Origin of the sequence: Streptomyces sp. TRM70350 (assembly GCF_019219825.1) — a bacterium.
Classification (GTDB): Bacteria; Actinomycetota; Actinomycetes; order Streptomycetales; family Streptomycetaceae; genus Streptomyces.
On record NZ_JAHUXH010000002.1, the window covers coordinates 135,464 to 158,048 of the forward strand.

Here is a 22,585-nt window from a genome sequence, read left to right on the forward strand (position 1 = left end):
CGATGTTCCTGTTGGTGCTCCTGTGCGCACAGTAGTCGACGGATTTCCCGACTGGCGAGTAATCGCAGGTCCGGCCGCCACTGTTCACGTCAGTCGCACACGCTTACCCTTGATCGCCATGGCACCCACACCAGCCGGTGACCGCAGGACGCGGATCCATGTGGTCAGCGACGTGCACGGCAACGCGCGTGACCTCGCACGCGCCGGGGACGGCGCGGACGCGCTCGTCTGCCTCGGGGACCTGGTCCTCTTCCTCGACTACGCCGACCACTCGCGCGGCATCTTCCCCGACCTGTTCGGTGTCGAGAACGCCGACCGCATCGTCGCCCTGCGCACCGCCCGGCGCTTCGAGGAGGCGCGCGAGCTGGGCGCCCGGCTGTGGGCGGGGTTCGGGGAGGACCGGGCCGCGGTGATCGAGCGGGCGGTGCGCAAGCAGTACGCCGAGCTGTTCGCCGCGTTCCCGACACCGACGTACGCCACCTACGGCAATGTCGACATGCCGCCACTGTGGCGGGAGTACGCCGGGCCGGGCACGACGGTGCTGGACGGCGAGCGGGTGGAGATCGAGGGCTGGGTGTTCGGCTTCGTGGGCGGCGGCCTGCGCACGCCCATGCGCACGCCGTACGAGATCAGCGACGAGGAGTACGCCGCGAAGATCGAGGCGGTGGGCGAGGTCGACGTGCTGTGCACACACATCCCGCCGGAGGTGCCGGAGCTGGTGTACGACACGGTGGCGCGGCGCTTCGAGCGGGGGAGCCGGGCGCTGCTCGACGCCATCCGCCGCACGCGGCCCCGTTACTCCCTCTTCGGGCATGTCCACCAGCCGCTCGTCAGCCGGATGCGGATCGGCGCGACCGAGTGCGTGAACGTGGGGCACTTCGCGGACACGGGGCGGCCGTGGGCCCTTCAGTGGTGAGCTCCGCGGCCGGTACGCGCAGGTAGGGGTGACGGCGGGTGGGTCGCCGCGCGGTAGCCTGCACGCGGCACACACGTGCGCACGACGACCTCTTGCCGGACCGCATCTGGAGGAGCCACGGCGATGGCGGAACACACCAGCTCGAGCATCGAGATCGAGGCGGCTCCGGCCGACGTCATGGCGGTGATCGCCGACTTCGCCCGCTACCCGGACTGGACCGGTGAGGTGAAGGAGGCGGAGGTCCTCAAGACCGACGGCGAGGGCCGCGCCGAGCAGGTACGGCTGGTCATGGACGCCGGCGCGATCAAGGACGACCAGACGCTGGCGTACACCTGGACCGGGGAGCACGAGGTCTCCTGGACGCTGGTGAAGTCCCAGATGCTGCGGTCCCTGGACGGCTCGTACCTCCTCAAGCCGGCCGGCGCGGGCTCGACGGAGGTCACCTACCAGCTGACGGTGGACGTCAAGATCCCGATGCTCGGGATGATCAAGCGCAAGGCGGAGAAGGTGATCATCGACCGGGCGCTGGCGGGTCTGAAGAAGCGGGTGGAGTCCGGCCAGTAGCCTGCCCATCACGGCCTGCCCATCACGGCCTGCCCATCACGGCCTGCCCACCACGGCCTGCCCACCACGCCGTGCGGCCGTGGACGGGCGGGCCGTCGACGCCCCGGTACGGTTCACCCTCATGCGCACCATCTTGATCACCGGGCCCGGCGGCAGCGGCCGTACCACCGTCGCCGCGGCCACCGCGCTCGCTGCCGCGCGCGAAGGCGTCCGCACGCTCGTTCTCGGCACCGACCGGAACGACACGCTCGGGGCCGCGCTGGGGACGGCGACCGGACCGGCCCCCGTGGCAGCCGCGCCCGGCCTCACCGCATGGCGTCCCGACCCCGCCGCCGGTTTCCAGGAGGACCTCGCCGGGCTGCAGGAACGTGCGTCCACCGTGCTCGACCTGCTCGGCGCCAGTCCGCTCGACGCCGAGGAGCTCACCCCGCTCCCCGGCGCGGAGGAGCTCGCCATACTCCGCGCCCTGCGCGACGCCGCCCTCGCCGAGGCGCACGAGCTGCTCGTCGTCGATCTGCCACCCACCCCGCACGCCCTCGCCCTCCTCGCCCTGCCCGAGGAACTCCGGCGTTATCTGCGCCGCCTGCTCCCGCCCGAGCGGCAGGCCGCCCGCGCCCTGCGCCCCGTACTGGGCCGACTGGCCGGCGTACCCATGCCCGCGGACTGGCTGTACGAGACCGCCGCCCGCTGGGACCTCGAACTCGCCGCCCTGGAAGCCGTCCTGGCCGACCGCGCCACGACCGTACGGCTCGTCGCCGAGCCCTCCCCGTCCGGCCTCGACGCCGTCCACGCCGCCACCCTCGGCCTCGCCCTGCGCGGCCTGCGCCCCGACGTGCTGATCGCCAACCGGGTGCTCCCGGAGGAGGCGGGGGACGGCTGGCTCGCCGGGCCGCTCGCCCAGCAGCGGAAAGCCGTCGACGAGTGGGCAGCCGCCTACGACGTGCGCCGCGTCCCCCACCTCGGGCGCGACCCGCGCGGCACCGACGACCTCGCCGCCCTCGCCGTACCCGTGGCCGAGGAGACGCCCGCCCGCGTCGAGTGGCCCGTCGAGGACCGGCTCGCCGACGACGGCGTGCTCGTCTGGCACATCCCGCTCCCCGGCGCCGTGCGCGAGGACCTCGACCTCGTCCGACGCGGCGACGACATCGTGGTCTCGGCCGCCCCATTCCGCCGCGTGGTCCCGCTGCCCTCCGCCCTGCGCCGGTGCGCCGTTGCCGGGGCGGGTCTGTGTGAGGGTGAGTTGTGCATTCGGTTCACGCCTGACCCTGAGCTGTGGCCGCGGACGCCGTGAACTGCCATCCACTTTCGGCGCGGCGGTGACGTGGTGGTCTCGGCCGTCCGGCTGCCGTCCGCGTTGCGTCGGTGCGCCGTCGCGGGGGTGGGTCTGTGTGAGGGTGAGTTGTGCATTCGGTTCACGCCGGACCCTGGGCTGTGGCCGCGGACGCCGTGAACTGCTATCCACTTTCGGCGCGGCGGTGACGTGGTGGTCACGGCCGCTCGGTTCCGCCGCGTCCCGCTGCCGTCCGCGCTGCGCCTGGGGCACCGTTGCCGGGGCGGGTCTGCGTGAGGGTGTGCTGTGCATCCGTTGCGGACGCCGTGAAACCGCTCCCCCCGTTCGGGTAACGTCGTAGGAACGAGACGTAGTCAGGAGCCCGCCATGAGCGAAGAGCGCCCCCTCTCCGACGCCGCTCAGGAGCAGCCGGTCGACGAGCCGCGTCCCACGGGTGACGCCGACGCGTGGGCGACCGCGTGTGCCGAGGACCTGGAGGCGGAGAAGGCCCGCCGCCGGGCCCAGCAGGGGCCGCCGCCCGGCTCGGCCGCCGAGGAGCTGCGCCGGCTCGTCGACACCGTCGCGGACAAGCTGTCCGGGCTGCAGTCGCCGCTGCTCGGCGCGGTCGCCGGCCCGGCCGCCCAGCAGATGGTGCAGCAGGTCGTACAGCAGGCCAAGGCCGCCGTGGAACCCGTGATCGAACGCAACCCGGACGTCTTCGACCACCTCGCCGCGGCCGGTCACGAACTCCTCGCCGCGTACCGCTCCGCGGTCCAGGCCCAGGAACGCCGCTGGACGGCCGGTACGGACACCGCCAGCGCCTCGGACGAACTGAAGAGCCTCGACGACCCCCGCCGCGACCCCGGCGAGGGCACGGGCCCCGGCCAGCGCATCGACTTGGACTGACGCACTGCTCGGGTACGGTTGGCCGTAGCGGGGCTCGACCGAAACTGAGGGATTCATGGGACTCACCATCGGCGTCGACATCGGCGGCACGAAGATCGCGGCCGGCGTGGTCGACGAGGAAGGCAACATCCTCTCGACCTTCAAGGTGCCGACGCCCACCACCCCCGAGGCCATCGTGGACTCCATCGCCTCGGCAGTGGAGGGTGCGCGCGCGGGACACGAGATCGTCGGCGTGGGCATCGGTGCCGCCGGATACGTCAACCGGCAGCGCTCGACGGTCTACTTCGCGCCCAACATCGACTGGCGCAACGAGCCGCTGAAGGAGAAGGTCGAGGCACGCACCGGCCTCCCCGTCGTCGTGGAGAACGACGCCAACGCCGCCGCATGGGGCGAGTACAAGTTCGGCGCGGGCAAGGGCCACCGCAACGTCATCTGCATCACGCTCGGCACCGGCCTCGGCGGCGGCATCATCATCGGCAACAAGCTGCGCCGCGGGCACTTCGGCGTGGCCGCCGAGTTCGGCCACATCCGGATGGTGCCGGACGGGCTGCTGTGCGGCTGCGGCTCGCAGGGCTGCTGGGAGCAGTACGCCTCCGGCCGCGCCCTCGTGCGGTACGCCAAGCAGCGCGCCAACGCCACCCCCGAGAACGCGGAGCTGCTGCTCAGCCTCGGCGACGGCACCCCCGACGGCATCGAGGGCAAGCACATCTCCATGGCCGCCCGCCAGGGCGACCCCGTCGCCGTCGACTCCTACCGCGAACTCGCCCGCTGGGCCGGTGCGGGCCTCGCCGACCTCGCCTCCCTCTTCGACCCGTCCGCGTTCATCGTCGGCGGCGGGCTGTCCGAGGAGGGCGAGCTGGTCCTGGGCCCGATCCGCAAGTCGTACAAGCGGTGGCTCGTGGGCGGCAACTGGCGCCCGGTGGCCGAGGTGATCGCCGCGCAGCTGGGCAACAAGGCCGGGCTGGTGGGCGCGGCGGACCTGGCCCGGGAGCCCGATCCGATCATGTAAGGGTCCGTTTATGTAAGGGTCCGTTCGACGCCAAGGGGCGCGGGGAACTGCGCGACAAGCCACAACGAACCGGCAGTCGCCCACAAACCCTCGCGCCCCGAGCCGTGGGGCGTAGATTGATCCACATGGAGCTGCCCAACTCCCGTACCGAGCCGGACGGTTCCGCCGTCCTGCGCGTCCTCAGCTACAACATCCGCTCGATGCGCGACGACACCGCCGCACTCGCCCGCGTGATCAGCGCCTGCGACCCCGACCTGACCCTGATCCAGGAGGCGCCCCGCTTCTTCCGCTGGCGCAAGAAGCTGGCCCGGCTGGCCGCCGCGTCGGGACAGGTGATCCTCTCGGGCGGCGCGACCGCCGCCGGACCGGCGCTGCTGTGCTCCCTGCGGGCCACCGTCGAACGGACGGAGGACGTGCTCCTGCCGCTCACGCCGGGCCTGCACCGGCGCGGCCTCGCCACCGCCGTCGTACGCTTCGGCGGCGCCCGGCTGGGCGTCGTGAGCTGTCACCTGAGCCTGCGGAAGGACGAGCGGTACGAGCAGGCCGGGATGCTCCTCGACCGTGTCGCCGACCTCGGCACGGAGCATGTGATCGCGGGCGGCGACCTCAACGAACGGCCCGGCGGACGCACTTTCCAGCGCCTGGCCGAGCGACTCCAGGACTGCTGGGCCACCGTACCCTGGGGCGGCGAGTACACCTCGACCCCGGCCGCACCCCACCAGCGCATCGACGCGATCTTCGCGACCAAGGGGATCAAGGTCCTCGGCTGCGGGGTGCCGCAGGGCCACCCCGGCGTCACGGACACGGACCTGAGGGCGGCCACGGACCACCTCCCGGTCCTGGCCGCCCTCAGAGTGCCCGCGAGCCAGCCCTGAAGTGCGCCCTGAAGTGCCCGCGGCCAGCCCTGAAAGTGCCCGCGAGCCAGCCCTCACAGTGCCCGCAGGTCAGACGACCGCGCCCCGCCCCGGATCGTCGTCGTCCTCCTCGTCCGTCCGCATCCGCATCACCAGCGTCGCGAAGCCGCCCAGGAAGCCGCCGATGCCGAGCGTGGTCAGCCACCAGGTCATGTCCCAGCCGAGCAGCACCGCCAGCAGAAGCAGCACCGGCCCGCCCAGCACCCCCAGCCACGCGAACTTGGCCGTGGCGTCGGCGGCGGGCAGCGGCGGCGGCTCCGGCGGTACGAAGTGGCCCTCGTCGTCCTCGCCGAGGTCCTCGTCGGACGGCTCGGGCGGGGAGTAGTCCCGGGGCCCGGCGCCCACGCCCGGCGCGAAGGTCACCGAGCCGCCGAGCGGCTTCGGCGCCTCCTTCTCGGGCTCCGGCTCCCGCTCGCCCGCCTCGCCCGCACCGTCGTTCGTCTCGGACTCCAGCAACGCCAGATCCTCCACCGACTTGAACGGCTTGGCCCCCGGCGGGTCCGGCGGCTCCTCGCCGAACCCGGCGACGATCGCCGCCCAGGCGGCGTCCTCGTCGAACGGCACATGCTGCTCACCGGGCTCGCGCCGCTCCCCGGCGCGGGCCTGGCGAGCCTCCGTTTCTTCCCGCTCCTCGTGGTCCTCGCGGTCCTCGCGGTCGGAGTGGTGTTCAGCCACCTGCGGCCGTCCCTTCCTTGCCGACACTGGGTGCGAGCCGGCCGATGAACGCGAGGCTCTCCTCGAAGATCCGGTCCGCGTCGTGGTCCAACGTCGCGACGTGGTAGCTCTGTTCCAGCAGGACCTCCCGGACGTCCGTGGACGACACCCGGCTGAGGATCCGGGCCGAGTCGGCCGGCGGCACCACATGGTCCTGCGGGCTGTGCAGAAGCAGCAGTGGCTGCGTCACTTGCGGCAACTCGCCGTCGACGATCCGGAAGAAGGTCCGCAGGGAGTGCGCGGCGTGCAGCGGGACCCGGTCGTAGCCGATCTCGACCACACCGGGCCTGGCGATGTCGCTGGTGATCCCCTTCGTCGACCGCACGAGATGGCGGGCGACCGGCAGGGCGTACGCCGACAGTCCGTGCACCTTGTTCGCCGGGTTGACGACCACCACACCGCTGACCGCGTCCCCGTGCCGGGCCGCGAGCCGCAGCGCGAGGGCGCCGCCCATGGACAGGCCGAACACGAACACCTGCGCGCACCGGCGGCTGAGCGCGCGCAGCTCGCGGTCCACCTCGGCGTACCAGTCCTGCCAGCCCGTGAGCTCCATGTCCTCCCAGCGCGTGCCGTGCCCGGGCAGCAGCGGCAGCGTGACGGACAGGCCGTGCTCGGCGAGGAACTCCGCCCAGGGACGCAGTGACTGGGGGGAACCGGTGAAGCCGTGGCAGAGCAGGACGCCGACTTCTCCGCCGTCATGGCGGTACGGCTCGGCTCCAGGAAGGACCGGCACCTTCGGTCTCCTGTTCATGTGAGAGGGGCGTGAAAAGAGTCCAGGTGTGCTTCACCGTACGCGACCGCACTGACACCGACCAGGGTCGTCGGGTTCATTGCCCGGCCGCCGGGTTAAGGTCTGATCTATAGACACAGGAGGCACTCGGTTGTTGTACGGCGCGATGAAGGTTTCCGTCGGGGGGCCGCTGAAGCTCGTCTTCCGGCCCTGGGTGGAGGGCCTGGAGAACGTTCCCGCCGAGGGTCCCGCGATTCTGGCCAGCAACCACCTGTCCTTCTCCGACTCGTTCTTCCTGCCCGCCGTGCTCGACCGGAAGGTCACCTTCATCGCGAAGGCCGAGTACTTCACCACCCCCGGCATCAAGGGCCGTCTGACCGCCGCGTTCTTCAAGGGCGTCGGCCAGCTCCCGGTGGACCGCTCCGGCGCCCGGGGCGCGGGCGAGGCCGCGATCAAGAGCGGCATAGAGGTCATCGAGCGCGGTGAGCTGTTCGGCATCTACCCGGAGGGCACCCGCTCGCCCGACGGCCGCCTCTACCGCGGCAAGCCCGGCGGCCTCGCGCGCGTGGCGCTCGCCACCGGCGCCCCCGTCATCCCGGTCGCGATGATCGACACGGAGAAGATCCAGCCGCCCGGCAAGGTCGTGCCGAAGCTGATGCGGCCCGGCATCCGGATCGGCAAGCCGCTGGACTTCAGCCGCTACCGGGGCATGGAGCACGACCGTTTCGTGCTCCGCGCGGTGACCGACGAGGTCATGTACGAGATCATGAAGCTCTCCGGCCAGGAGTACGTCGACATCTACGCGACCGCCGCCAAGCGGCAGATCGCGGAGGCGGCCAAGGCGGAGAAGGAAGCGGCCAAGGCGGCCAAGGCCGCGCTCGCGCAGGCCGAGAAGGAACAGGCGCAGAAGGAAAGAGAACGGGCGCAGAAGGCAAAAGAACAGGCGCTGAAGGAAAAGGAACAGCGGGCCGACCAGTAGCGACGGGGGCGGGGGGACATGGCCAGGCGTGAGCGCGTCATGAGGATGTCGGTCGAGCAGCCGCTGTGGCGGGCGCTCATGGGGTACCGCGTCCTGACCATGGTGTACGCGATCGGGCTCTTCGTCAGCGCCTACGACGAGGTGGCCCGCCCCGGAGTGACCATCGCCTACCTGGCCGTCCTGGCCGTCTGGACCCTGGCCACCCTGCCCAGGGTCGCCAACGCCGCCAGCTGCACCAAGCGCTTCCTCACCGTCGACCTCGCCATCGCCCTGGCCGGGATCCTGCTCACCCGGGTCGCCGAGACGCCCGAGCGGATCGACGCGGGCGCCCCGACGCTGCCGTCGATATGGACTGCGGGCGCCGTGCTGGCCTTCGCCATCAAGGGCGGCTGGCGCTGGGCGGCCTTCGCCTCCACGCTGGTCGCCGCCGCCAACCTGGTCCACCGCTCCGGCGTACCGACCCGCGACACCGTCCACATGGTGCTGCTGGTCTGGATCGCCTCCATCGCCATCGGGTACGTCGTCGAGGTGGCCCGCGCCTCCGAGCGCACCCTCGCCCGCGCCCTGGAGATCGAGGCCGCGACCCGGGAGCGGGAGCGGCTCGCCCGGGACATCCACGACAGCGTGCTCCAGGTGCTGGCGATGGTGCAGCGGCGCGGCGCGGTCATCGGCGGTGAGGCGGCCGAGCTGGGCCGCATGGCCGGTGAGCAGGAGGTCGCCCTGCGCACGCTGGTGTCCGGCGGCATGGTGCCCGTCTCCCGGGTCTCGGAGGACGCCGCCGAGGGAGCGGTCGTCCGCACCGTAGAGGAGTCGGACGACGACGGCGGCCCCGTCGATCTGCGCGCGCTGCTCGCCCCGTTCGCCGCCGCCCGGGTCAGTCTCGCCGAGCCCGGCGCGCCCGTCCTGCTGCCGCCGTCCGCCGCGCGGGAGCTGGCGGCCGCCGTGTCGGCGGCGCTGGACAACGTCCGCAAGCACGCCGGTGCGGGCGCCCGGGCCTGGATCCTGGTCGAGGACGAGCCCGACGCGGTGATCGTGACCGTCCGCGACGACGGCCCCGGCATCCCCGAGGGCCGTCTCGCGCAGGCCGAGGGCGAGGGACGGCTCGGCGTGGCGCTGTCCATTTGCGGCAGGCTGCGCGACCTGGGCGGCACGGCCGAGCTGATCTCAACGCCCGGACAGGGCACGGAAGTCGAGCTGAAGGTACCGAAGCAGATGGCGCGGGGGCAGCGATGAGCGAACAGCAGGGCCCGATCAAGGTGATGGTGGTCGACGACCACCCCATGTGGCGCGACGCGGTCGCCCGCGACCTGGCCGAGTCCGGCTTCGAGGTGGTCGCCACCGCGGGCGACGGCGACCAGGCGGTACGCCGCGCCAAGGCGGCCGCGCCCGACGTCCTCGTCCTGGACCTCAACCTGCCCGCCAAGCCCGGCGTCCAGGTCTGCAAGGAGCTGGTCGCCCACAACCCGGCGCTGCGGGTCCTGGTGCTGTCGGCGAGCGGTGAGCACGCCGACGTGCTGGAGGCGGTGAAGTCCGGCGCGACCGGCTATCTGCTGAAGTCGGCGTCCACGGAGCAGTTGCTGGACGCGGTACGCCGTACGGCCGCCGGCGACCCGGTCTTCACGCCGGGCCTGGCGGGGCTGGTGCTCGGGGAGTACCGGCGCCTCGCCTCGGACCCTGCGTCCGGCGCGGCGGCGGACGCCGACGAGCCCAAGGCGCCCCGGCTGACCGACCGCGAGACCGAGGTGCTGCGGCTGGTCGCCAAGGGCCTGAGCTACAAGCAGATCGCCGAACGGCTGGTCATCTCCCACCGCACGGTCCAGAACCACGTCCAGAACACCCTCGGCAAGCTCCAGTTGCACAACCGGGTGGAACTCGTGAGGTACGCGATAGAGCGCGGTCTCGACGAGGAGTAGGACCCGTCCGAACCAACCATTCGCCGACTCACCGGAATTGCCCTTACGGGCCATGCCGTAGTGACCTGAGTCACCATTAGCGTGCTCGTACGGCACACGGCAACCGCGGCGAAGGGACAATTCCATGCGGGTCGGAGTACTGACCGGAGGCGGCGACTGCCCCGGGCTCAACGCCGTCATCCGGGGCATCGTCCGCAAGGGCGTGCAGGAGTACGGCCATGGCTTCGTCGGCTTCCGGGACGGCTGGCGCGGTCCGCTCGACGGTGACGTCACGCGCCTCGACATCCCGGCCGTGCGCGGCATCCTGCCCCGCGGCGGCACCATCCTCGGCTCCTCGCGCACCAACCCGTTCCAGCACGACAACGGCGTCGCCCGGATCAAGGAGAACCTCGCCAAGCACGAGGTCGACGCGCTCATCGTGATCGGCGGCGAGGACACCCTCGGCGTCGCCGCACGGCTGTCCGGCGAGTACGGCGTGCCCTGCGTCGGCGTACCGAAGACGATAGACAACGACCTGTCCGCCACGGACTACACCTTCGGCTTCGACACCGCCGTCGGCATCGCCACCGAGGCGATCGACCGCCTGCACACCACCGCCGAGTCCCATATGCGCGTCCTGGTCGTCGAGGTGATGGGCCGTCACACCGGCTGGATCGCCATCCACTCCGGCCTGGCCGGCGGCGCCAACGTCATCCTCATCCCCGAGCAGCGCTTCGACGTCGACCAGGTGTGCGCCTGGGTGACGTCCCGGTTCAAGGCGTCGTACGCCCCGATCGTCGTCGTGGCCGAGGGAGCCATGCCGAAGGACGGCGACCTGGTCCTCAAGGACCAGACCCTCGACTCCTTCGGGCACGTACGGCTGTCCGGGGTCGGCGAGTGGCTCGCCAAGGAGATCGAGAAGCGGACCGGCAAGGAGGCCCGGACGACCGTCCTCGGGCACGTCCAGCGCGGCGGCACGCCCAGCGCCTTCGACCGCTGGCTCGCCACCCGCTTCGGCCTGCACGCCATCGACTGCGTCCGCGACGGCGACTTCGGCACGATGGTCGCCCTGCGCGGCACCGACATCGTCCGGGTCCCGATCGCCGAGGCCACGGCCCGGCTGAAGACGGTCGACCTGAAGCTCTACGAGGAGGTCGGGGTGTTCTTCGGCTGACCCGGCGCCCCACGGGTAGGGGCCGTATATTCGGCCCATACTCGGACAGAACAGGAGATGTCGTGGAAATCCTGGCCTTCGGCGTGCAGGCCGACGAGAAGCCCCTGATCGCGCGGGCCTTCCAGGGCCACCACGACATCCGCTGTCTGGACGTCTTCCTCACCGAGGACACCGCCCCCATCGCCGCCGGCCACGAGATCATCTCCACCAGCGTCAACGCCGACCTCGGCGCTCCGGTGCTGTCCACCCTCGCCTCCGGCGGCACCCGGATGATCGCCCAGCGCTCGACCGGCTTCAACAACATCGACCTCGACGTGGCCGAGCGGCTCGGCATGACGGTGGCCCGGGTGTCGTACTACTCGCCGTACGCGGTCGCCGAGTTCGCCTGGGCCCTCGCCATGGCCGTCAACCGCCGTCTCGTCCGCGCCTCCACCCGCACCCGCGACTTCGACTTCCGCCTCGACGGCCTGATGGGCCGCGACATGCACGGCCGCACCGCCGGCGTCCTCGGCACCGGCAAGATCGGCGAGGCGTTCGCCCGGATCGCGCACGGCTTCGGCATGCGGCTGCTCGGCTGGGACATCGCCGAGAACCCCGAATGCATGCAGCTCGGCATGACGTACGTCCCCAAGGAACAGCTGCTCGCCGAGTCCGACCTGGTCACCCTGCACGTACCGCTGATGCCGGAGACCCGGCACCTGATCGACGTACCCGCCCTGAAGTCGATGAAGGACGACGCGATCCTGATCAACTCCAGCCGCGGCGGCCTGATCGACACCGTCGCCCTCGTCCACGAGCTGCGCGCGGGCCGCTTCACGGGCGTCGGCCTGGATGTGTACGAGGCGGAAGCCGGGCTGTTCTTCCTCGACAAGTCCCTGCAGGCCGTCGAGGACGACACCCTGGCCCGCCTCGTCACCTTCCCGAACGTGCTGGTCACCTCACACCAGGCGTACTACACCGAGGACGCGGTCGGCCAGATCGTCGACACCACGCTGCGCAACGTCCTCGACTACCGGGCCGGCCGCCGCTCGGAGAACGTGCTGGTGCCGCGCAGCTGACCGACCAGCTCCCGCACGACGCCGGCGCCGTTCAGCGTCAGCACCGACTCCGGGTGGAACTGCACCCCGGCGAACCCCGGGCCGCGCAGGGCATGCACCTCACCGGTGTCGCTCCGGCTGACCTCGATGCCGTGCGCGGCCAGCTCCGCCGCCGTCTCGTCGTCGCAGCGCGCCACGAAGCTGTTGTAGAAGCCGACGGTCTCCGCCCGCCCGAACAGGTCGATCGTCGTCTGCGCCCCCTGGTACGGCACTTCCTTCCGTACGATGTCCAGCCCCAGCTCGGCCGCGACCAGCTCATGGCCCAGGCAGACGCCGAGCACTCCGTGCCGGTGCCCGCGGACGGCCTCGGCGGTCAGCTCCCGCAGGAACCGCATCTTCGGATCGTCCAGGTCGGACGGGTCACCGGGGCCGGGCCCGACGACCAGCGGCCCCTCGTGCGCGAGCACGGCCTCGCGCAGGCCGGGCTCGTCATAGCGGCGGACGGTGACGGTGAGGCCCGAGGACCGCAGCACATGCGCGAGCATCACCGTGAAGGTGTCCTCGCCGTCGACGACCAGGGCGTGCCCGGTGAGTTCCTCCGTCCGCTCCTGCATCCGCAGCCAGAAGGGCGCGAAAGACGCCCGGCGCCCGTCCAGCGCGGCCCGCACCCGGGGGTCGTCGGCCAGCCCCGGCCGTGCGGCCTCCTCACGCGGCCGCTGCCGCCGCACGCCCAGGGCCGCCAGCATCCCCGCCGCCTTCGCGTGCGTCTCCGCGACCTCACCCGCCGGGTCCGAACCGCGGACGAGCGTGGCGCCCACCGGCACCCGCAGCCGTCCGGCGGCGTCGATGTCGGCGGTGCGGATGAGGATGGGCGAGTCCAGGGTCTGCGCCCCGCCCGAGTCCCGGCCGAGCAGGGCGAGGGCCCCGCCGTAGTAGCCGCGCCCGCTCGCCTCGTACCGCTCGATGACCCGGCAGGCGTTCTGCACGGGCGAACCGGTGACGGTGGCGGCGAACATGGTCTCCTTCAGCACCTCCCGCACATCCAGCGAGGACCGGCCGCGCAGCTCGTACTCGGTGTGCGCGAGGTGCGCCATCTCCTTCAGCCGCGGCCCCACGACCACCCCGCCCATGTCGCCGACCGCGCACATCATCTTGAGCTCCTCGTCGACGACCATCGACAGCTCCTCGATCTCCTTGCCTTCGGCGAGGAAGCCGAGCAGGTGCTCCGGGGTGGGTCCCTCGGCGGGATAGCGGTACGTCCCGCTGATCGGGTTCATCACGACCGTGCCGCCGGACATCCGCACGTGCACCTCGGGGCTGGCCCCGACCAGCGTCCGGTCACCGGTGTGCACCACGAACGTCCAGTACGCGCCCCGCTCCCCGACGAGCAGCCGCCGGAACAGCGCCAGCGCGTCGGCCCGGCCGAACCCCGGGATCTCACCCTCGTACGTCCGCCGGACGACGAAGTTGGCGCCCTCGCCCCGCCCGATCTCCTCCCGCAGCACGCGGCCCACGATCCCGGCGTACTCCTCGTCCCCGACGTCGAAGCCGCCGCCCTCGACGCGCACCTCGTGCGCCGGGAGCCGCCGCAGCGCCTCGGCGAGCGGGATGTCGTACGACTCCTCGGGGGTGAGCGCCAGCAGCGGGGTGCCGTCGTCGCGGACGTCGAAGCCGCGCTCGCGGATCTGGCGGTGCGGGACGAGCGCGAGGCTCTCGTCGGGGAGGTCGGCGAGGCGGTCGTACGCCGTCACGGGGCCGAGCAGCAGTTCCACGGTGTCGTGGTCATGGCCGGGGGCGCGGCGGCGGAGCAGGGCGAAGGGGCGGTCGTCGTGCGGGAGCTGTGCCAGGTCCATGGTTCCTCTTCCGTCGTCGTGATCGGATTCGAGGAACGGCCCCGGGAACGCCGAAGGCCGCCCCTCGGGCGGCCTTCGCGAAAGTCTTGCGTACGCGCAGTCAGTGGGCCGCCGGAGAAGCGGTCCACCACCAGCTCTGGATCGAGTGCGCGAACATGTGCCGCACCTTACCCCATGTCCGCGCAGCGTTACCGGCGTCTCACTTCCTGGGCACGGGCGGGAAGGCCGGACATCACCCCGTAATGTTGAGCCTGTGACCGTGAACGCTAAGACCAGCACCACCGCTGGCAACACCTGGCGAGACCTGCCCGCGGCGCAGCAGCCCGAGTACCCCGACCCCGAGGCTCTGCGCGCAGTGATCGCGGACCTCGAGTCGTATCCGCCGCTCGTCTTCGCGGGCGAGTGCGACCAGCTGCGCGCCCGGATGGCGGCCGTCGCCAAGGGAGAGGCGTTCCTCCTCCAGGGCGGCGACTGCGCCGAGGCCTTCGACGCGGTGTCCGCGGACCAGATCCGCAACAAGCTCAAGACCCTGCTCCAGATGGGCGCCGTGCTGACGTACGCCGCGTCCGTGCCCGTGGTGAAGGTCGGCCGGATCGCCGGCCAGTACTCCAAGCCGCGCTCCAAGGCGACCGAGACCCGCGACGGCGTGACCCTGCCGTCGTACCGCGGCGACTCCGTCAACGGCTTCGACTTCACCGAGGCGGCCCGCGTCCCGGACCCGGAGCGGCTGAAGCGGATGTACCACGCGTCCGCCTCCACGCTGAACCTGGTCCGTGCCTTCACCACCGGTGGCTACGCCGACCTGCGCCAGGTGCACGCCTGGAACCAGGACTTCGTGAAGTCGTCCCCGTCCGGCCAGCGCTACGAGCAGCTCGCCCGCGAGATCGACAACGCGCTGAACTTCATGCACGCCTGCGGGGCCGACCCGGAGGAGTTCAAGACCGTCGAGTTCTACTCCTCGCACGAGGCGCTGCTGCTCGACTACGAGTCCGCGCTCACCAGGGTCGACTCGCGCACCGGCCAGCTGTACGACGTCTCCGCGCACATGGTGTGGATCGGTGAGCGCACCCGGCAGCTGGACCACGCGCACATCGAGTTCGCCTCGAAGATCCGCAACCCGATCGGCATCAAGCTCGGCCCGGCGACCACGCCGGAGGAGGCGCTGCAGTACATCGAGCGCCTCGACCCCGAGCGCGAGCCCGGCCGGCTGACCTTCATCGTCCGTATGGGCGCCGACAAGATCCGCGACCGGCTCCCCGAACTGGTCGAGAAGGTCACGGCGTCCGGCGCGGTGGTGGCCTGGGTGACCGACCCGATGCACGGCAACACCTTCGAGGCGGCCTCCGGCCACAAGACCCGCCGCTTCGACGACGTGCTCGACGAGGTCAAGGGCTTCTTCGAGGTCCACAAGGCGCTGGGCACCCACCCGGGCGGCATCCACGTGGAGCTCACCGGCGACGACGTCACCGAGTGCGTGGGCGGCGGCGACGAGATCTTCGTCGACGATCTGCACCAGCGCTACGAGACGGCCTGCGACCCGCGGCTGAACCGCAGCCAGTCGCTGGACCTGGCGTTCCTGGTCGCGGAGATGTACAGGGACCAGTAGGCGGTTCACCTGTTACCGGCGCATGCATTGGGGCGCGGATCACAAACGATCCGCGCCCCTCCACTTTTGCGCTCCGGGTGCTGCGGGTAAGGTTAGGTTAGCCTCACCGATCAACGGGGAAGGCACCATCAATCGAGCCCCGGCGGGAGGTGAACCGCGTGTACGTCTGCAGTTGCTTCGGCATCACCGAGCAGCAGGTCAAGCAGCACGCGGAGAACGGCGCCTGTACCCCTCGCCAGATAGCCTCGGCCTGCAAGGCGGGCACGGACTGCGGCGGCTGTGTACGCCGTATCCAGGCACTCCTCGGCCGCGGCAACTGTCCGCGCCGGGAGCTGGCCGACCAGGGCAGGTCGCCCCTGACCGATGTGGCGCAGCCGCCCGCCGCCCAGGTGACCGCCGACGCCGCCTGAGTGCCTCAGCCGCCGTGGCTGCCCGACTCCTTGGAGTCCGGCTGGCTCTGCTCGATCACGGTCGACAGATAGAGCGACTCGCCCAGCTTCTCGATCAGTTCGAGCTGGGTGTCCAGGTAGTCGATGTGGTGCTCCTCGTCGGCGAGGATCGCCTCGAAGAGGTTCGCCGACGTGATGTCGGCCTTGGCGCGCATGATCTCCACACCGCGCCGCAACCGGTCGATGGCCTCCACCTCGATCTGCCGGTCCGCCTCGAACATCTCGGTCACGCTCTGGCCGACGCGGACGTGGAACAGCCGCTGGTAGTTGGGCAGACCGTCCAACAGCAGGATGCGCTCCGTGAGCGCCTCGGCGTGCCGCATCTCGTCGAACGACTCGTCCCGGGTGTACTTGGCGAGTTTCGTCCACCCCTTGTGGTCCTGCAGCTTGGAGTGCAGGAAGTACTGGTTGATCGCGGTGAGCTCGGCGGTCAGCTGCTCGTTGAGCAGTTCGAGCACCTCGGGGTCGCCCTGCATGAGTGGGCTCCTTCCACGTCGGGAGGTCGAAACGGGAGGTTGCCGCCGCATGATTGCACCGCACATCGAAGATCGTCCAGTAAGTGCGTACTTAGTAAGTAAGTGCAGGCTTAGTGCGAGTTGCCCGATTCCGGACCGGGCTGGTCCTGTGCACTCTCCGCTGTCTGTCAGGATGGAGTCATGGGTCATCCGGTGGAGAGCGAATCTGGAGCAGCGGCATCGTTCGAGCTTCCGCCGGGGCAGCGAGTGCAGCGCGGATGGCCGGTCACGCACTACGGCCCGGTGCCCAAGTTCCGGCCGGAGCGCTGGGAGTTCAGGGTCTTCGGCGCCACCGCCGACGGGGACAAGCACTGCTGGACCCACGAGGAGTTCACGGCCCTGCCGTACACCACCGTGGTGGCCGATCTGCACTGCGTCACGAAGTTCAGCATGCTCGGCGCGGAATGGGGTGGAATCCCCGCCCGGACCATCCTGGAGCTCGCGCCGCCCGCCCCGACTGTCACCCATGTGATGGTATGGGCGGAGTACGGCTTCAGCTCCAACCTCCGGCTCTCGGACTTCGCCTCCGAGCACACGATCTTCGCCACCCACAAGGACGGCGAACTCCTCACCGCCGAGCACGGCTTCCCGCTCCGCCTGATCGTCCCGCACCTGTACGCCTGGAAGGGCCCGAAATGGGTGCGCGGCGTGGAGTACATGACCGCGGACCGCCGCGGCTTCTGGGAGGAGCGCGGCTACCACAACATCGGCGATCCGTGGAAGGAACAGCGTTACTCGTACCAGGAGGAGCCCGGGGACGGCCCCGAGCTCTGACTCCTGGGGGGCTCACCCGTCCCTGAGCTTCTTCAGCCGCTCCACGTCCGCCGCATGCCCCTGCTTGCCGCCGGGAGTCTCGATGATCAGCGGGACGCCCTCGGTGGCGGGGTGGGTCATCAGGGCGCGGAACGGGTCCTCACCGATGTGGCCGACGCCGATGTTCTCGTGCCGGTCCTTGTGTGCGCCCACCATGTCCTTGGAGTCGTTGGCGTGGATCAGCTTCAGCCGGCCCTCGCCGACCGTGTCGAGAAGCAGGTCCAGCGTCTGGTGCATGCCGTTCGGGCCGGTCAGATCGTGCCCGGCGGCGAAGATGTGGCAGGTGTCGAGGCAGACGCCCAGCTTCGGGTGGGCGTCCAGCGCCTCGAAGTACGGCCCGAAGTCCCAGGTGCGGGAGCACAGCGAGGCGCCCTGGCCCGCCGTGGACTCCAGCAGGAGGTACGGGTCGTCGTCGGTCAGCTCGTCGAGCAGCGGCAGCAGGTACTCCCGTACCTGCTTCAGCGCCACCGACCTCTCCCCGCCGCCGGTCGCGCTCCCGGTGTGCACCACCACGCCGAGCGCGCCGATCGCCCGGCCGCGCCGCAGTGAGTGCCGCAGCGACTCCACCGACCGCTCGACAGTGGCCTCCGTGTGCGAGCCGAAGTTGATCAGGTACGGCGCGTGCACATACGCCGGGATCGACTCCTCCGCGCACGCCGCGCGGAACGCCTCGTCCTGGCGCGGGTCACCGACCGGGGTGGCCCAGCCACGCGGGTTGGCGACGAAGACCTGCACGGTCTCGGCCTTGAGATCGTGGGCGTAGGTGAGGCCCACGGAGTGCAGGCCGCCGGCCACGGGGACGTGACCGCCGATGGGGTTGCGGGAGGGACCGGGGTGTTGACTCTTCACCCGTTCAGGGTGTCATGGGCCCCGGGGTGCCCCGTCAGCGGATCTCGATGGTGATCGTCGACCCCTTGGGGGCCGTCTCCCCGCCCTCCACGGACTGGCCCCGCACGGTGTCGCCGAACAGCCCGAGCAGCCCGCGGTCCTCCTTGACCTCGAAACCGGCGTCCTGCAGCGTCTGCTTGGCCTCGTCCACGCTGTCGCCCACCACGTCCGGGACCTCGATCATCTCCGGCCCCTTGGACAGCGTCAGCGTCACCGTGTCGCCCTCGGCGGCACGGCCGTCGGGGCCCGGGTTCTGCCGGGCGACCTGACCCGCCTCGAACTCCGAGTTGATCCGCTCGGCGGCGATCCGCACCTTCAGGCCCGCCTCCTGGAGCCGCTGCCTGGCCTCGCCGAGGCCACGGCCGGTGACGTCGGGGATGTCCACGGGGGCGCCCTTGCTGACGGTGAGCGCGATCGCCTTGCCCGCGCGCGTGGTCGTGCCCGTCGCCGGGTCCGTGCTGATCACGAAGCCCCGGGGGACGTCCTCGCTGAAGGCCCGGGTCACCATGCCCGGCTCCAGCCCGCTGTCCTTGAGCACGCTGCGTGCCTTGTCCAGCCGGTACCCCGCGAGATCCGGCACCTTCACCGTCTCGGGGCCGTCGGAGACGGTGAGCGTCACGGAGTCGTTGTGCCGGATCCGGGAGCCCGGCGCCGGGTCGGTGCTGATGATCGTGCCGCGCTTCACCGTGTCGCTGTAGGCGTGCTTGACCTGCCCGACCGCCAGCCCGGCGTCCGCGAGCCGGTCCTTGGCCTGCGCCTCCGTCTTCGCCAGCAGCGGTGGGACCTCGGTGAACTGGCCCGAGTTGATGTACCACACGCCCACACCGAGGCCGAGCGCCAGCAGCACGGCGGCGACGACCGTGACGACCGTGCGCGGCGGCCGTGCGCGGCGGCGCGGAGCGTCCAGGGGCGGGGACTGCAGCCGACTGGTCCGGTGGTACGAGGACTCGTCGCCGTCCTCGTTGACGGGCAGCTGCCGCAGCGCGGTCATCGCGCGCGGGATCACGCTCGTACGGTCGTCGGCGTTGTCGTGCTCCGCCGCGATCGCCTGCGGGGGCACCGCGTCGAGCTGGTCCGCGCTGAGCGCGCCGCGCGCCTCACGGACCTGCGCGAGCAGCGCCACGGCGTCGTGCGGCCGGATCTCCGGCGTGCGGGCGGTCGCCACGGCGACCAGCTCGTCCAGCTCGTACGGCAGGCCGGGCACGGCCGCCGAGGGCGGCGGGACGTCGTCGTGGACGTGCCGGTAGAGCACCTGGGCGGGGGAGTCCCCGGTGTGCGGCTTGGCGCCGGTCAGCATCTCGTAGAGCACCACACCGCACGCGTACACGTCGACGCGGGGGTCGGCGCTGCCGTGCTCGATCTGCTCCGGGGCGAGATAGGAGACCGTGCCGAGGACGGACCCGGTGGTGTGCGTGACCGTGTCCACGGCGCGGACGAGCCCGAAGTCGGCGACCTTCACCCGGCCGTCGTCCCCTATGAGGACGTTCTCCGGCTTCATGTCCCGGTGCACGAACCCGGCGCGGTGCGCGGCGCCCAGCGCGGCGAGGACCGGCTCCAGGATGTCCAGCGCGGCGCGCGGCTGCAGCGCCCCGCGCTCGCGCAGCACGTCCCGCAGGGTGCAGCCGGAGACGTACTCCATGGCCAGGTAGACATACGACCCGTCAGCCCCCTGGTCGAACACCTGGACGACGTTGGGGTGGGCGAGCCGGGCCACCGACTTGGCCTCGCGGATGAACCGCTCGACGAAGGAGCCGTCGGCGGCCAGGGCCGGATGCATCACCTTGAGCGCGAGCACGCGGTCGAGGCGGGTGTCCACGGCCCGGTAGACCGTGGCCATCCCGCCGACCGCGATCCGCGCGTCGACGCGATAACGGCCGTCGAGCAGCTGCCCGACCAGAGGGTCCTGAAGGGTCGTGTCCACGCAGGCGAGTGTACGAGCCGCCACCGACACTCCTGGCCGCTTCCCGCGGCACCGGGGCGGGACTGCAGCCGACCTGTGACGTGTATTACTCAACTGCGGGCACGCACCGGTCTTACTCAACTGCGGGCACGCACCGGCTCACTGGAAAGCGGGCCGCTCCGGATCCAGCGCGGCCATCCCCTCCACCGGCGAGGACGCCTCCGCGAAGTGCCGCCGGGGGATACGCCCCGCCAGCCGGGCCAACCGCCCCGCCTCCACCGCGTTCCTCATGGCGGCCGCCATCAGCACCGGCTCCTGCGCCCGGGTCACGGCCGAGGCGAGCATCACACCCGCGCACCCCAGCTCCATCGCGAACGCCGCGTCCGACGCCGTACCGGCTCCCGCGTCCAGGATCACCGGCACGCGCGCGTGCTCGACGATCAGCTGGAAGTTGTGCGGGTTGCGGATGCCGAGCCCCGAGCCGATCGGTGACCCGAGCGGCATGATCGCGGCGCAGCCCACGTCCTGCAGCTTGCGCGCCAGCACCGGGTCGTCGTTGGTGTACGGCAGCACGATGAAACCGTCGTCCACCAGCGTCTCCGCCGCCTCCAGCAGCTCGATCGGGTCCGGCAGCAGGGTGCGCTCGTCGGCGATGACCTCCAGCTTGATCAGATCCGTGCCGAGCGCCTCACGCGCGAGGCGGGCGGTCAGCACCGCCTCGCCGGCCGTGAAGCAGCCGGCCGTGTTGGGCAGCACCCGGATGCCCAGCTTGTCCAGCACCGACAGCACCGAACCGTGCACGTCGGGGTTCACGCGCCGCATCGCGACCGTGGTCAGCTCGGTCCCGGAGGCGACCAGCGCCCGCTCCAGCACGTCCAGGCTGGGCGCGCCACCGGTGCCCATGATCAGCCGGGAGGTGAAGGTCGTACTACCCAGGACAAAGGGATCGTCGGCCATGGGTCAGCCTCCTTGGACGGCGGTGAGGACTTCGACACGGTCCCCCTCGGACAGCGGCGTGGTCGGCCACTGCGCGCGCGGGACGACGGTTTCGTTGAGGGCGGCGGCCACTCCGGAGGGCGCCGCGGTGAGGGTGCGTACGAGGGCGTCGAGAGCCGTGCCGTCGGCGATCCGGCGGGGCTCACCGTTGACGGAGATGATCATGCGGGCTGCTCCGTGAGTGCGGCGCTGAAGCGCTTCGGCGTGAAGGGGCGGGCCTCGTCCGGGAGTTCACCGGTGGTCAGGACGTGCGCCATGGCGTCGCCGGTGACCGGGGTGAGCAGGACACCGTTGCGGTAGTGGCCGGTGGCCAGCAGCAGGCCGTCCAGGTCGGTCGGGCCGAGCAGGGGCGCGTTGTCGGGCGAGCCGGGGCGCAGTCCGGCCCGGGTCTCGGTCAGCGGCAGCTCGGTGATGCCGGGGACCAGCTCGTGCGCGTCGCGCAGCAGCTCGTACACGCCCCCGGCGGTGACGGTGGTGTCCCAGCCCATCTCCTCACTGGTGGCGCCGACGACCAGCTCGCCGCTCTCGCGCGGCACCAGGTAGACATGGCTGCCGCGCACCACCGCGCGCACGGTGCGGCTCAGGAACGGCGCGTGGCGCGGCGGCACGGTCAGCCGCAGCACCTGCCCCTTCACCGGCCGCACGGGCGGCAGTACGGCGTCCGGGACGCCCGCCAGCCGCCCGCTGAGGCTCCCGGCGGCCAGGACCACCCGACCGGCGGCCAACTCGGCCCCCGCGCGCGTGATGGCCCCCGCCGCCCGCTCCCCGACGACCAGCAGCCGCTCGGCCCACTCCCGGTGAAAGACCACACCCACCCGCTCGCACGCGGCCACCAGGGCCCCCGCGAGCCGCCGCGGGTCGATCTGGTGGTCGCCGTCGACCCGCAGCCCGCCGCGCACACCCGGCGCCAGCATCGGCTCCAGGCGGCGGCAGTCCCGGCCGGACAGCCACTCGGAGTCCAGCCCCGAACGCCGCTGAAGGGCGTGCAGTTCGCGCAGATGGGCGCGGTCGTCGGCGTCCAGCGCGACGGCGAGCGTGCCGCACTGGCGGTAGCCGAGGTCCTGGCCGGTGAGATCGGTGAGCTCGGCCGCGAAGTCCGGATAGCGGCGGGCCGACGCGAGGTTCAGACCGAGCAGGGTCTCCTCGCCGTAGTGCAGTTCCGTGACGGCGGCCAGCATCCCGGCCGCCACCTGGGCGGCCCCGCCGCCCGGTTCGGGGTCCACCACCGCGGTGGCCAGTCCGCGCTGCGCGGCCCGCCAGGCCGTGACCAGACCGATGATTCCGCCCCCGATGACGAGGACGTCCGAGGTACGTGCGGAAGACGACACGGGCGCTCAGCCCCTCCCTTCGCCGGCATGACCCGGATCAGGTTCGTACGGTCGGAGGCCGTCCAGCCTCCCTCTCAGCCCGGTGCGTCCGGGCTCCCGCGAGTGCTTTACGGTGGCCACCCTAGCTCTTGC

At 71.5% G+C, this 22,585-nt stretch carries 24 protein-coding genes and 1 riboswitch; of the genes, 14 read left to right on the plus strand and 10 right to left on the minus strand.

The window, feature by feature from the left end; all coding sequences use genetic code 11:
• Positions 1 to 118: 118 nt before the first annotated feature.
• The 6 genes from KWI83_RS03990 to KWI83_RS04015 all read left to right on the plus strand — a co-directional run bounded on the left by KWI83_RS03990 (position 119) and on the right by KWI83_RS04015 (position 5,540).
• Entirely contained in the window at positions 119 to 916 is a 798-nt protein-coding gene (locus tag KWI83_RS03990; RefSeq protein ID WP_218512849.1) for a metallophosphoesterase, read from the plus strand.
• Between the two features lie 123 nt (positions 917 to 1,039).
• Positions 1,040 to 1,480, plus strand: a complete 441-nt coding sequence (locus KWI83_RS03995; RefSeq protein WP_218512850.1) for an SRPBCC family protein — start codon at positions 1,040 to 1,042, stop codon at positions 1,478 to 1,480.
• 121 nt (positions 1,481 to 1,601) lie between these two features.
• Positions 1,602 to 2,771, plus strand: coding sequence for an ArsA family ATPase (locus KWI83_RS04000; protein WP_218512851.1), 1,170 nt, complete (start codon positions 1,602 to 1,604; stop codon positions 2,769 to 2,771).
• A 366-nt stretch (positions 2,772 to 3,137) separates the two neighbouring features.
• Complete coding sequence (locus tag KWI83_RS04005; protein ID WP_218512852.1) at positions 3,138 to 3,656, plus strand: DUF5304 domain-containing protein; 519 nt, start codon at positions 3,138 to 3,140, stop codon at positions 3,654 to 3,656.
• A gap of 55 nt (positions 3,657 to 3,711) precedes the next feature.
• Positions 3,712 to 4,665: an ROK family glucokinase gene (locus tag KWI83_RS04010; RefSeq protein ID WP_218512853.1), complete on the plus strand. Its 954-nt coding sequence runs from the start codon at positions 3,712 to 3,714 to the stop codon at positions 4,663 to 4,665.
• Positions 4,666 to 4,790: 125 nt separating this feature from the next.
• Positions 4,791 to 5,540, plus strand: a complete 750-nt coding sequence (locus tag KWI83_RS04015) for an endonuclease/exonuclease/phosphatase family protein (protein ID WP_218512854.1) — start codon at positions 4,791 to 4,793, stop codon at positions 5,538 to 5,540.
• 69 nt (positions 5,541 to 5,609) lie between these two features.
• Here KWI83_RS04015 and KWI83_RS04020 read toward each other — a convergent pair whose 3' ends face one another.
• Both KWI83_RS04020 and KWI83_RS04025 read right to left on the minus strand, forming a co-directional pair.
• Complete coding sequence (locus KWI83_RS04020) at positions 5,610 to 6,254, minus strand: hypothetical protein (protein WP_218512855.1); 645 nt, start codon at positions 6,252 to 6,254, stop codon at positions 5,610 to 5,612.
• Positions 6,247 to 7,026 carry a carboxylesterase gene (locus tag KWI83_RS04025; protein WP_218512856.1) on the minus strand — a complete coding sequence of 260 codons (780 nt, stop codon included), beginning with the start codon at positions 7,024 to 7,026 and terminating at the stop codon, positions 6,247 to 6,249. The genes KWI83_RS04020 and KWI83_RS04025 overlap by 8 nt, the downstream gene beginning before the upstream one ends.
• 163 nt (positions 7,027 to 7,189) lie before the next feature.
• Here KWI83_RS04025 and KWI83_RS04030 point away from each other — a divergent pair, with 163 nt between their 5' ends.
• The 5 genes from KWI83_RS04030 (at position 7,190) to KWI83_RS04050 (ending at position 12,126) form a co-directional block, all read left to right on the plus strand.
• Entirely contained in the window at positions 7,190 to 8,002 is an 813-nt protein-coding gene (locus KWI83_RS04030) for a 1-acyl-sn-glycerol-3-phosphate acyltransferase (protein WP_218512857.1), read from the plus strand.
• Between the two features lie 18 nt (positions 8,003 to 8,020).
• Positions 8,021 to 9,235: a MacS family sensor histidine kinase gene (gene macS, locus KWI83_RS04035; RefSeq protein ID WP_218512858.1), complete on the plus strand. Its 1,215-nt coding sequence runs from the start codon at positions 8,021 to 8,023 to the stop codon at positions 9,233 to 9,235.
• Positions 9,232 to 9,915 carry a response regulator transcription factor gene (locus KWI83_RS04040; RefSeq protein ID WP_218512859.1) on the plus strand — a complete coding sequence of 228 codons (684 nt, stop codon included), beginning with the start codon at positions 9,232 to 9,234 and terminating at the stop codon, positions 9,913 to 9,915. Before macS ends, KWI83_RS04040 begins: the two co-directional genes overlap by 4 nt.
• Before the next feature lie 124 nt (positions 9,916 to 10,039).
• Complete coding sequence (locus tag KWI83_RS04045) at positions 10,040 to 11,068, plus strand: 6-phosphofructokinase (protein ID WP_218512860.1); 1,029 nt, start codon at positions 10,040 to 10,042, stop codon at positions 11,066 to 11,068.
• Between the two features lie 62 nt (positions 11,069 to 11,130).
• Positions 11,131 to 12,126: a 2-hydroxyacid dehydrogenase gene (locus KWI83_RS04050; RefSeq protein ID WP_218512861.1), complete on the plus strand. Its 996-nt coding sequence runs from the start codon at positions 11,131 to 11,133 to the stop codon at positions 12,124 to 12,126.
• Here the strand turns inward: KWI83_RS04050 and KWI83_RS04055 are convergent.
• Together KWI83_RS04055 and KWI83_RS40190 are read right to left on the minus strand one after the other, a co-directional pair.
• Positions 12,078 to 13,958 carry an anthranilate synthase family protein gene (locus tag KWI83_RS04055; protein ID WP_218512862.1) on the minus strand — a complete coding sequence of 627 codons (1,881 nt, stop codon included), beginning with the start codon at positions 13,956 to 13,958 and terminating at the stop codon, positions 12,078 to 12,080. The genes KWI83_RS04050 and KWI83_RS04055 overlap by 49 nt on opposite strands.
• A 100-nt stretch (positions 13,959 to 14,058) precedes the next feature.
• On the minus strand, positions 14,059 to 14,115 hold the full coding sequence (locus KWI83_RS40190; RefSeq protein ID WP_218513217.1) for a trp operon leader peptide: 57 nt from the start codon (positions 14,113 to 14,115) through the stop codon (positions 14,059 to 14,061).
• Between the two features lie 96 nt (positions 14,116 to 14,211).
• On the opposite strand from KWI83_RS40190, the gene KWI83_RS04065 reads away from it, so the two are divergent.
• The gene (locus tag KWI83_RS04065; RefSeq protein ID WP_218512863.1) at positions 14,212 to 15,564 is read left to right on the plus strand and encodes a class II 3-deoxy-7-phosphoheptulonate synthase; all 1,353 of its coding nucleotides are present in this window, start codon (positions 14,212 to 14,214) and stop codon (positions 15,562 to 15,564) included.
• Positions 15,565 to 15,713: 149 nt separating this feature from the next.
• Positions 15,714 to 15,974 carry a bacterioferritin-associated ferredoxin gene (locus KWI83_RS04070; RefSeq protein WP_218512864.1) on the plus strand — a complete coding sequence of 87 codons (261 nt, stop codon included), beginning with the start codon at positions 15,714 to 15,716 and terminating at the stop codon, positions 15,972 to 15,974.
• A gap of 5 nt (positions 15,975 to 15,979) precedes the next feature.
• Here the strand turns inward: KWI83_RS04070 and bfr are convergent, their stop codons facing one another.
• Positions 15,980 to 16,489, minus strand: a complete 510-nt coding sequence (bfr, locus tag KWI83_RS04075; protein WP_218512865.1) for a bacterioferritin — start codon at positions 16,487 to 16,489, stop codon at positions 15,980 to 15,982.
• 180 nt (positions 16,490 to 16,669) lie between these two features.
• Between bfr and KWI83_RS04080 the strand changes: the two genes are divergently transcribed.
• Positions 16,670 to 17,302, plus strand: a complete 633-nt coding sequence (locus tag KWI83_RS04080; RefSeq protein ID WP_218512866.1) for a sulfite oxidase-like oxidoreductase — start codon at positions 16,670 to 16,672, stop codon at positions 17,300 to 17,302.
• A 12-nt stretch (positions 17,303 to 17,314) separates the two neighbouring features.
• On the opposite strand, the gene KWI83_RS04085 is transcribed toward KWI83_RS04080, so the two are convergent.
• From KWI83_RS04085 to thiO, 5 genes are all read right to left on the minus strand, one after another.
• The gene (locus KWI83_RS04085; protein ID WP_218512867.1) at positions 17,315 to 18,190 is read right to left on the minus strand and encodes a deoxyribonuclease IV; all 876 of its coding nucleotides are present in this window, start codon (positions 18,188 to 18,190) and stop codon (positions 17,315 to 17,317) included.
• A gap of 34 nt (positions 18,191 to 18,224) precedes the next feature.
• On the minus strand, positions 18,225 to 20,150 hold the full coding sequence (gene pknB / locus KWI83_RS04090; protein WP_218512868.1) for a Stk1 family PASTA domain-containing Ser/Thr kinase: 1,926 nt from the start codon (positions 20,148 to 20,150) through the stop codon (positions 18,225 to 18,227).
• Positions 20,151 to 20,288: 138 nt separating this feature from the next.
• Positions 20,289 to 21,086, minus strand: coding sequence for a thiazole synthase (locus KWI83_RS04095; RefSeq protein ID WP_218512869.1), 798 nt, complete (start codon positions 21,084 to 21,086; stop codon positions 20,289 to 20,291).
• 3 nt (positions 21,087 to 21,089) lie between these two features.
• Positions 21,090 to 21,290, minus strand: a complete 201-nt coding sequence (thiS, locus tag KWI83_RS04100) for a sulfur carrier protein ThiS (RefSeq protein WP_141308416.1) — start codon at positions 21,288 to 21,290, stop codon at positions 21,090 to 21,092.
• Positions 21,287 to 22,453 carry a glycine oxidase ThiO gene (thiO, locus tag KWI83_RS04105; RefSeq protein ID WP_218512870.1) on the minus strand — a complete coding sequence of 389 codons (1,167 nt, stop codon included), beginning with the start codon at positions 22,451 to 22,453 and terminating at the stop codon, positions 21,287 to 21,289. Before thiO ends, thiS begins: the two co-directional genes overlap by 4 nt.
• Positions 22,451 to 22,563: riboswitch (TPP riboswitch) on the minus strand. Its footprint overlaps the gene before it by 3 nt.
• Positions 22,564 to 22,585 lie beyond the last annotated feature (22 nt).

Bases quoted from the DNA above. Each gene is read 5' to 3' on its own strand.
- KWI83_RS04015 (WP_218512854.1), top strand. From the start codon at position 4,791: ATGGAGCTGCCCAACTCCCGTACCGAGCCGGACGGTTCCGCCGTCCTG.
- macS (WP_218512858.1), top strand. From the start codon at position 8,021: ATGGCCAGGCGTGAGCGCGTCATGAGGATGTCGGTCGAGCAGCCGCTG.
- KWI83_RS04010 (WP_218512853.1), top strand. From the start codon at position 3,712: ATGGGACTCACCATCGGCGTCGACATCGGCGGCACGAAGATCGCGGCC.
- KWI83_RS04080 (WP_218512866.1), top strand. From the start codon at position 16,670: ATGGGTCATCCGGTGGAGAGCGAATCTGGAGCAGCGGCATCGTTCGAG.
- KWI83_RS04045 (WP_218512860.1), top strand. From the start codon at position 10,040: ATGCGGGTCGGAGTACTGACCGGAGGCGGCGACTGCCCCGGGCTCAAC.
- bfr (WP_218512865.1), bottom strand. From the start codon at position 16,489: ATGCAGGGCGACCCCGAGGTGCTCGAACTGCTCAACGAGCAGCTGACC.
- KWI83_RS04055 (WP_218512862.1), bottom strand. From the start codon at position 13,958: ATGGACCTGGCACAGCTCCCGCACGACGACCGCCCCTTCGCCCTGCTC.
- KWI83_RS03990 (WP_218512849.1), top strand. From the start codon at position 119: ATGGCACCCACACCAGCCGGTGACCGCAGGACGCGGATCCATGTGGTC.
- KWI83_RS04095 (WP_218512869.1), bottom strand. From the start codon at position 21,086: ATGGCCGACGATCCCTTTGTCCTGGGTAGTACGACCTTCACCTCCCGG.
- KWI83_RS03995 (WP_218512850.1), top strand. From the start codon at position 1,040: ATGGCGGAACACACCAGCTCGAGCATCGAGATCGAGGCGGCTCCGGCC.
- KWI83_RS04000 (WP_218512851.1), top strand. From the start codon at position 1,602: ATGCGCACCATCTTGATCACCGGGCCCGGCGGCAGCGGCCGTACCACC.
- KWI83_RS04030 (WP_218512857.1), top strand. From the start codon at position 7,190: ATGAAGGTTTCCGTCGGGGGGCCGCTGAAGCTCGTCTTCCGGCCCTGG.
- KWI83_RS04040 (WP_218512859.1), top strand. From the start codon at position 9,232: ATGAGCGAACAGCAGGGCCCGATCAAGGTGATGGTGGTCGACGACCAC.
- KWI83_RS04005 (WP_218512852.1), top strand. From the start codon at position 3,138: ATGAGCGAAGAGCGCCCCCTCTCCGACGCCGCTCAGGAGCAGCCGGTC.
- thiS (WP_141308416.1), bottom strand. From the start codon at position 21,290: ATGATCATCTCCGTCAACGGTGAGCCCCGCCGGATCGCCGACGGCACG.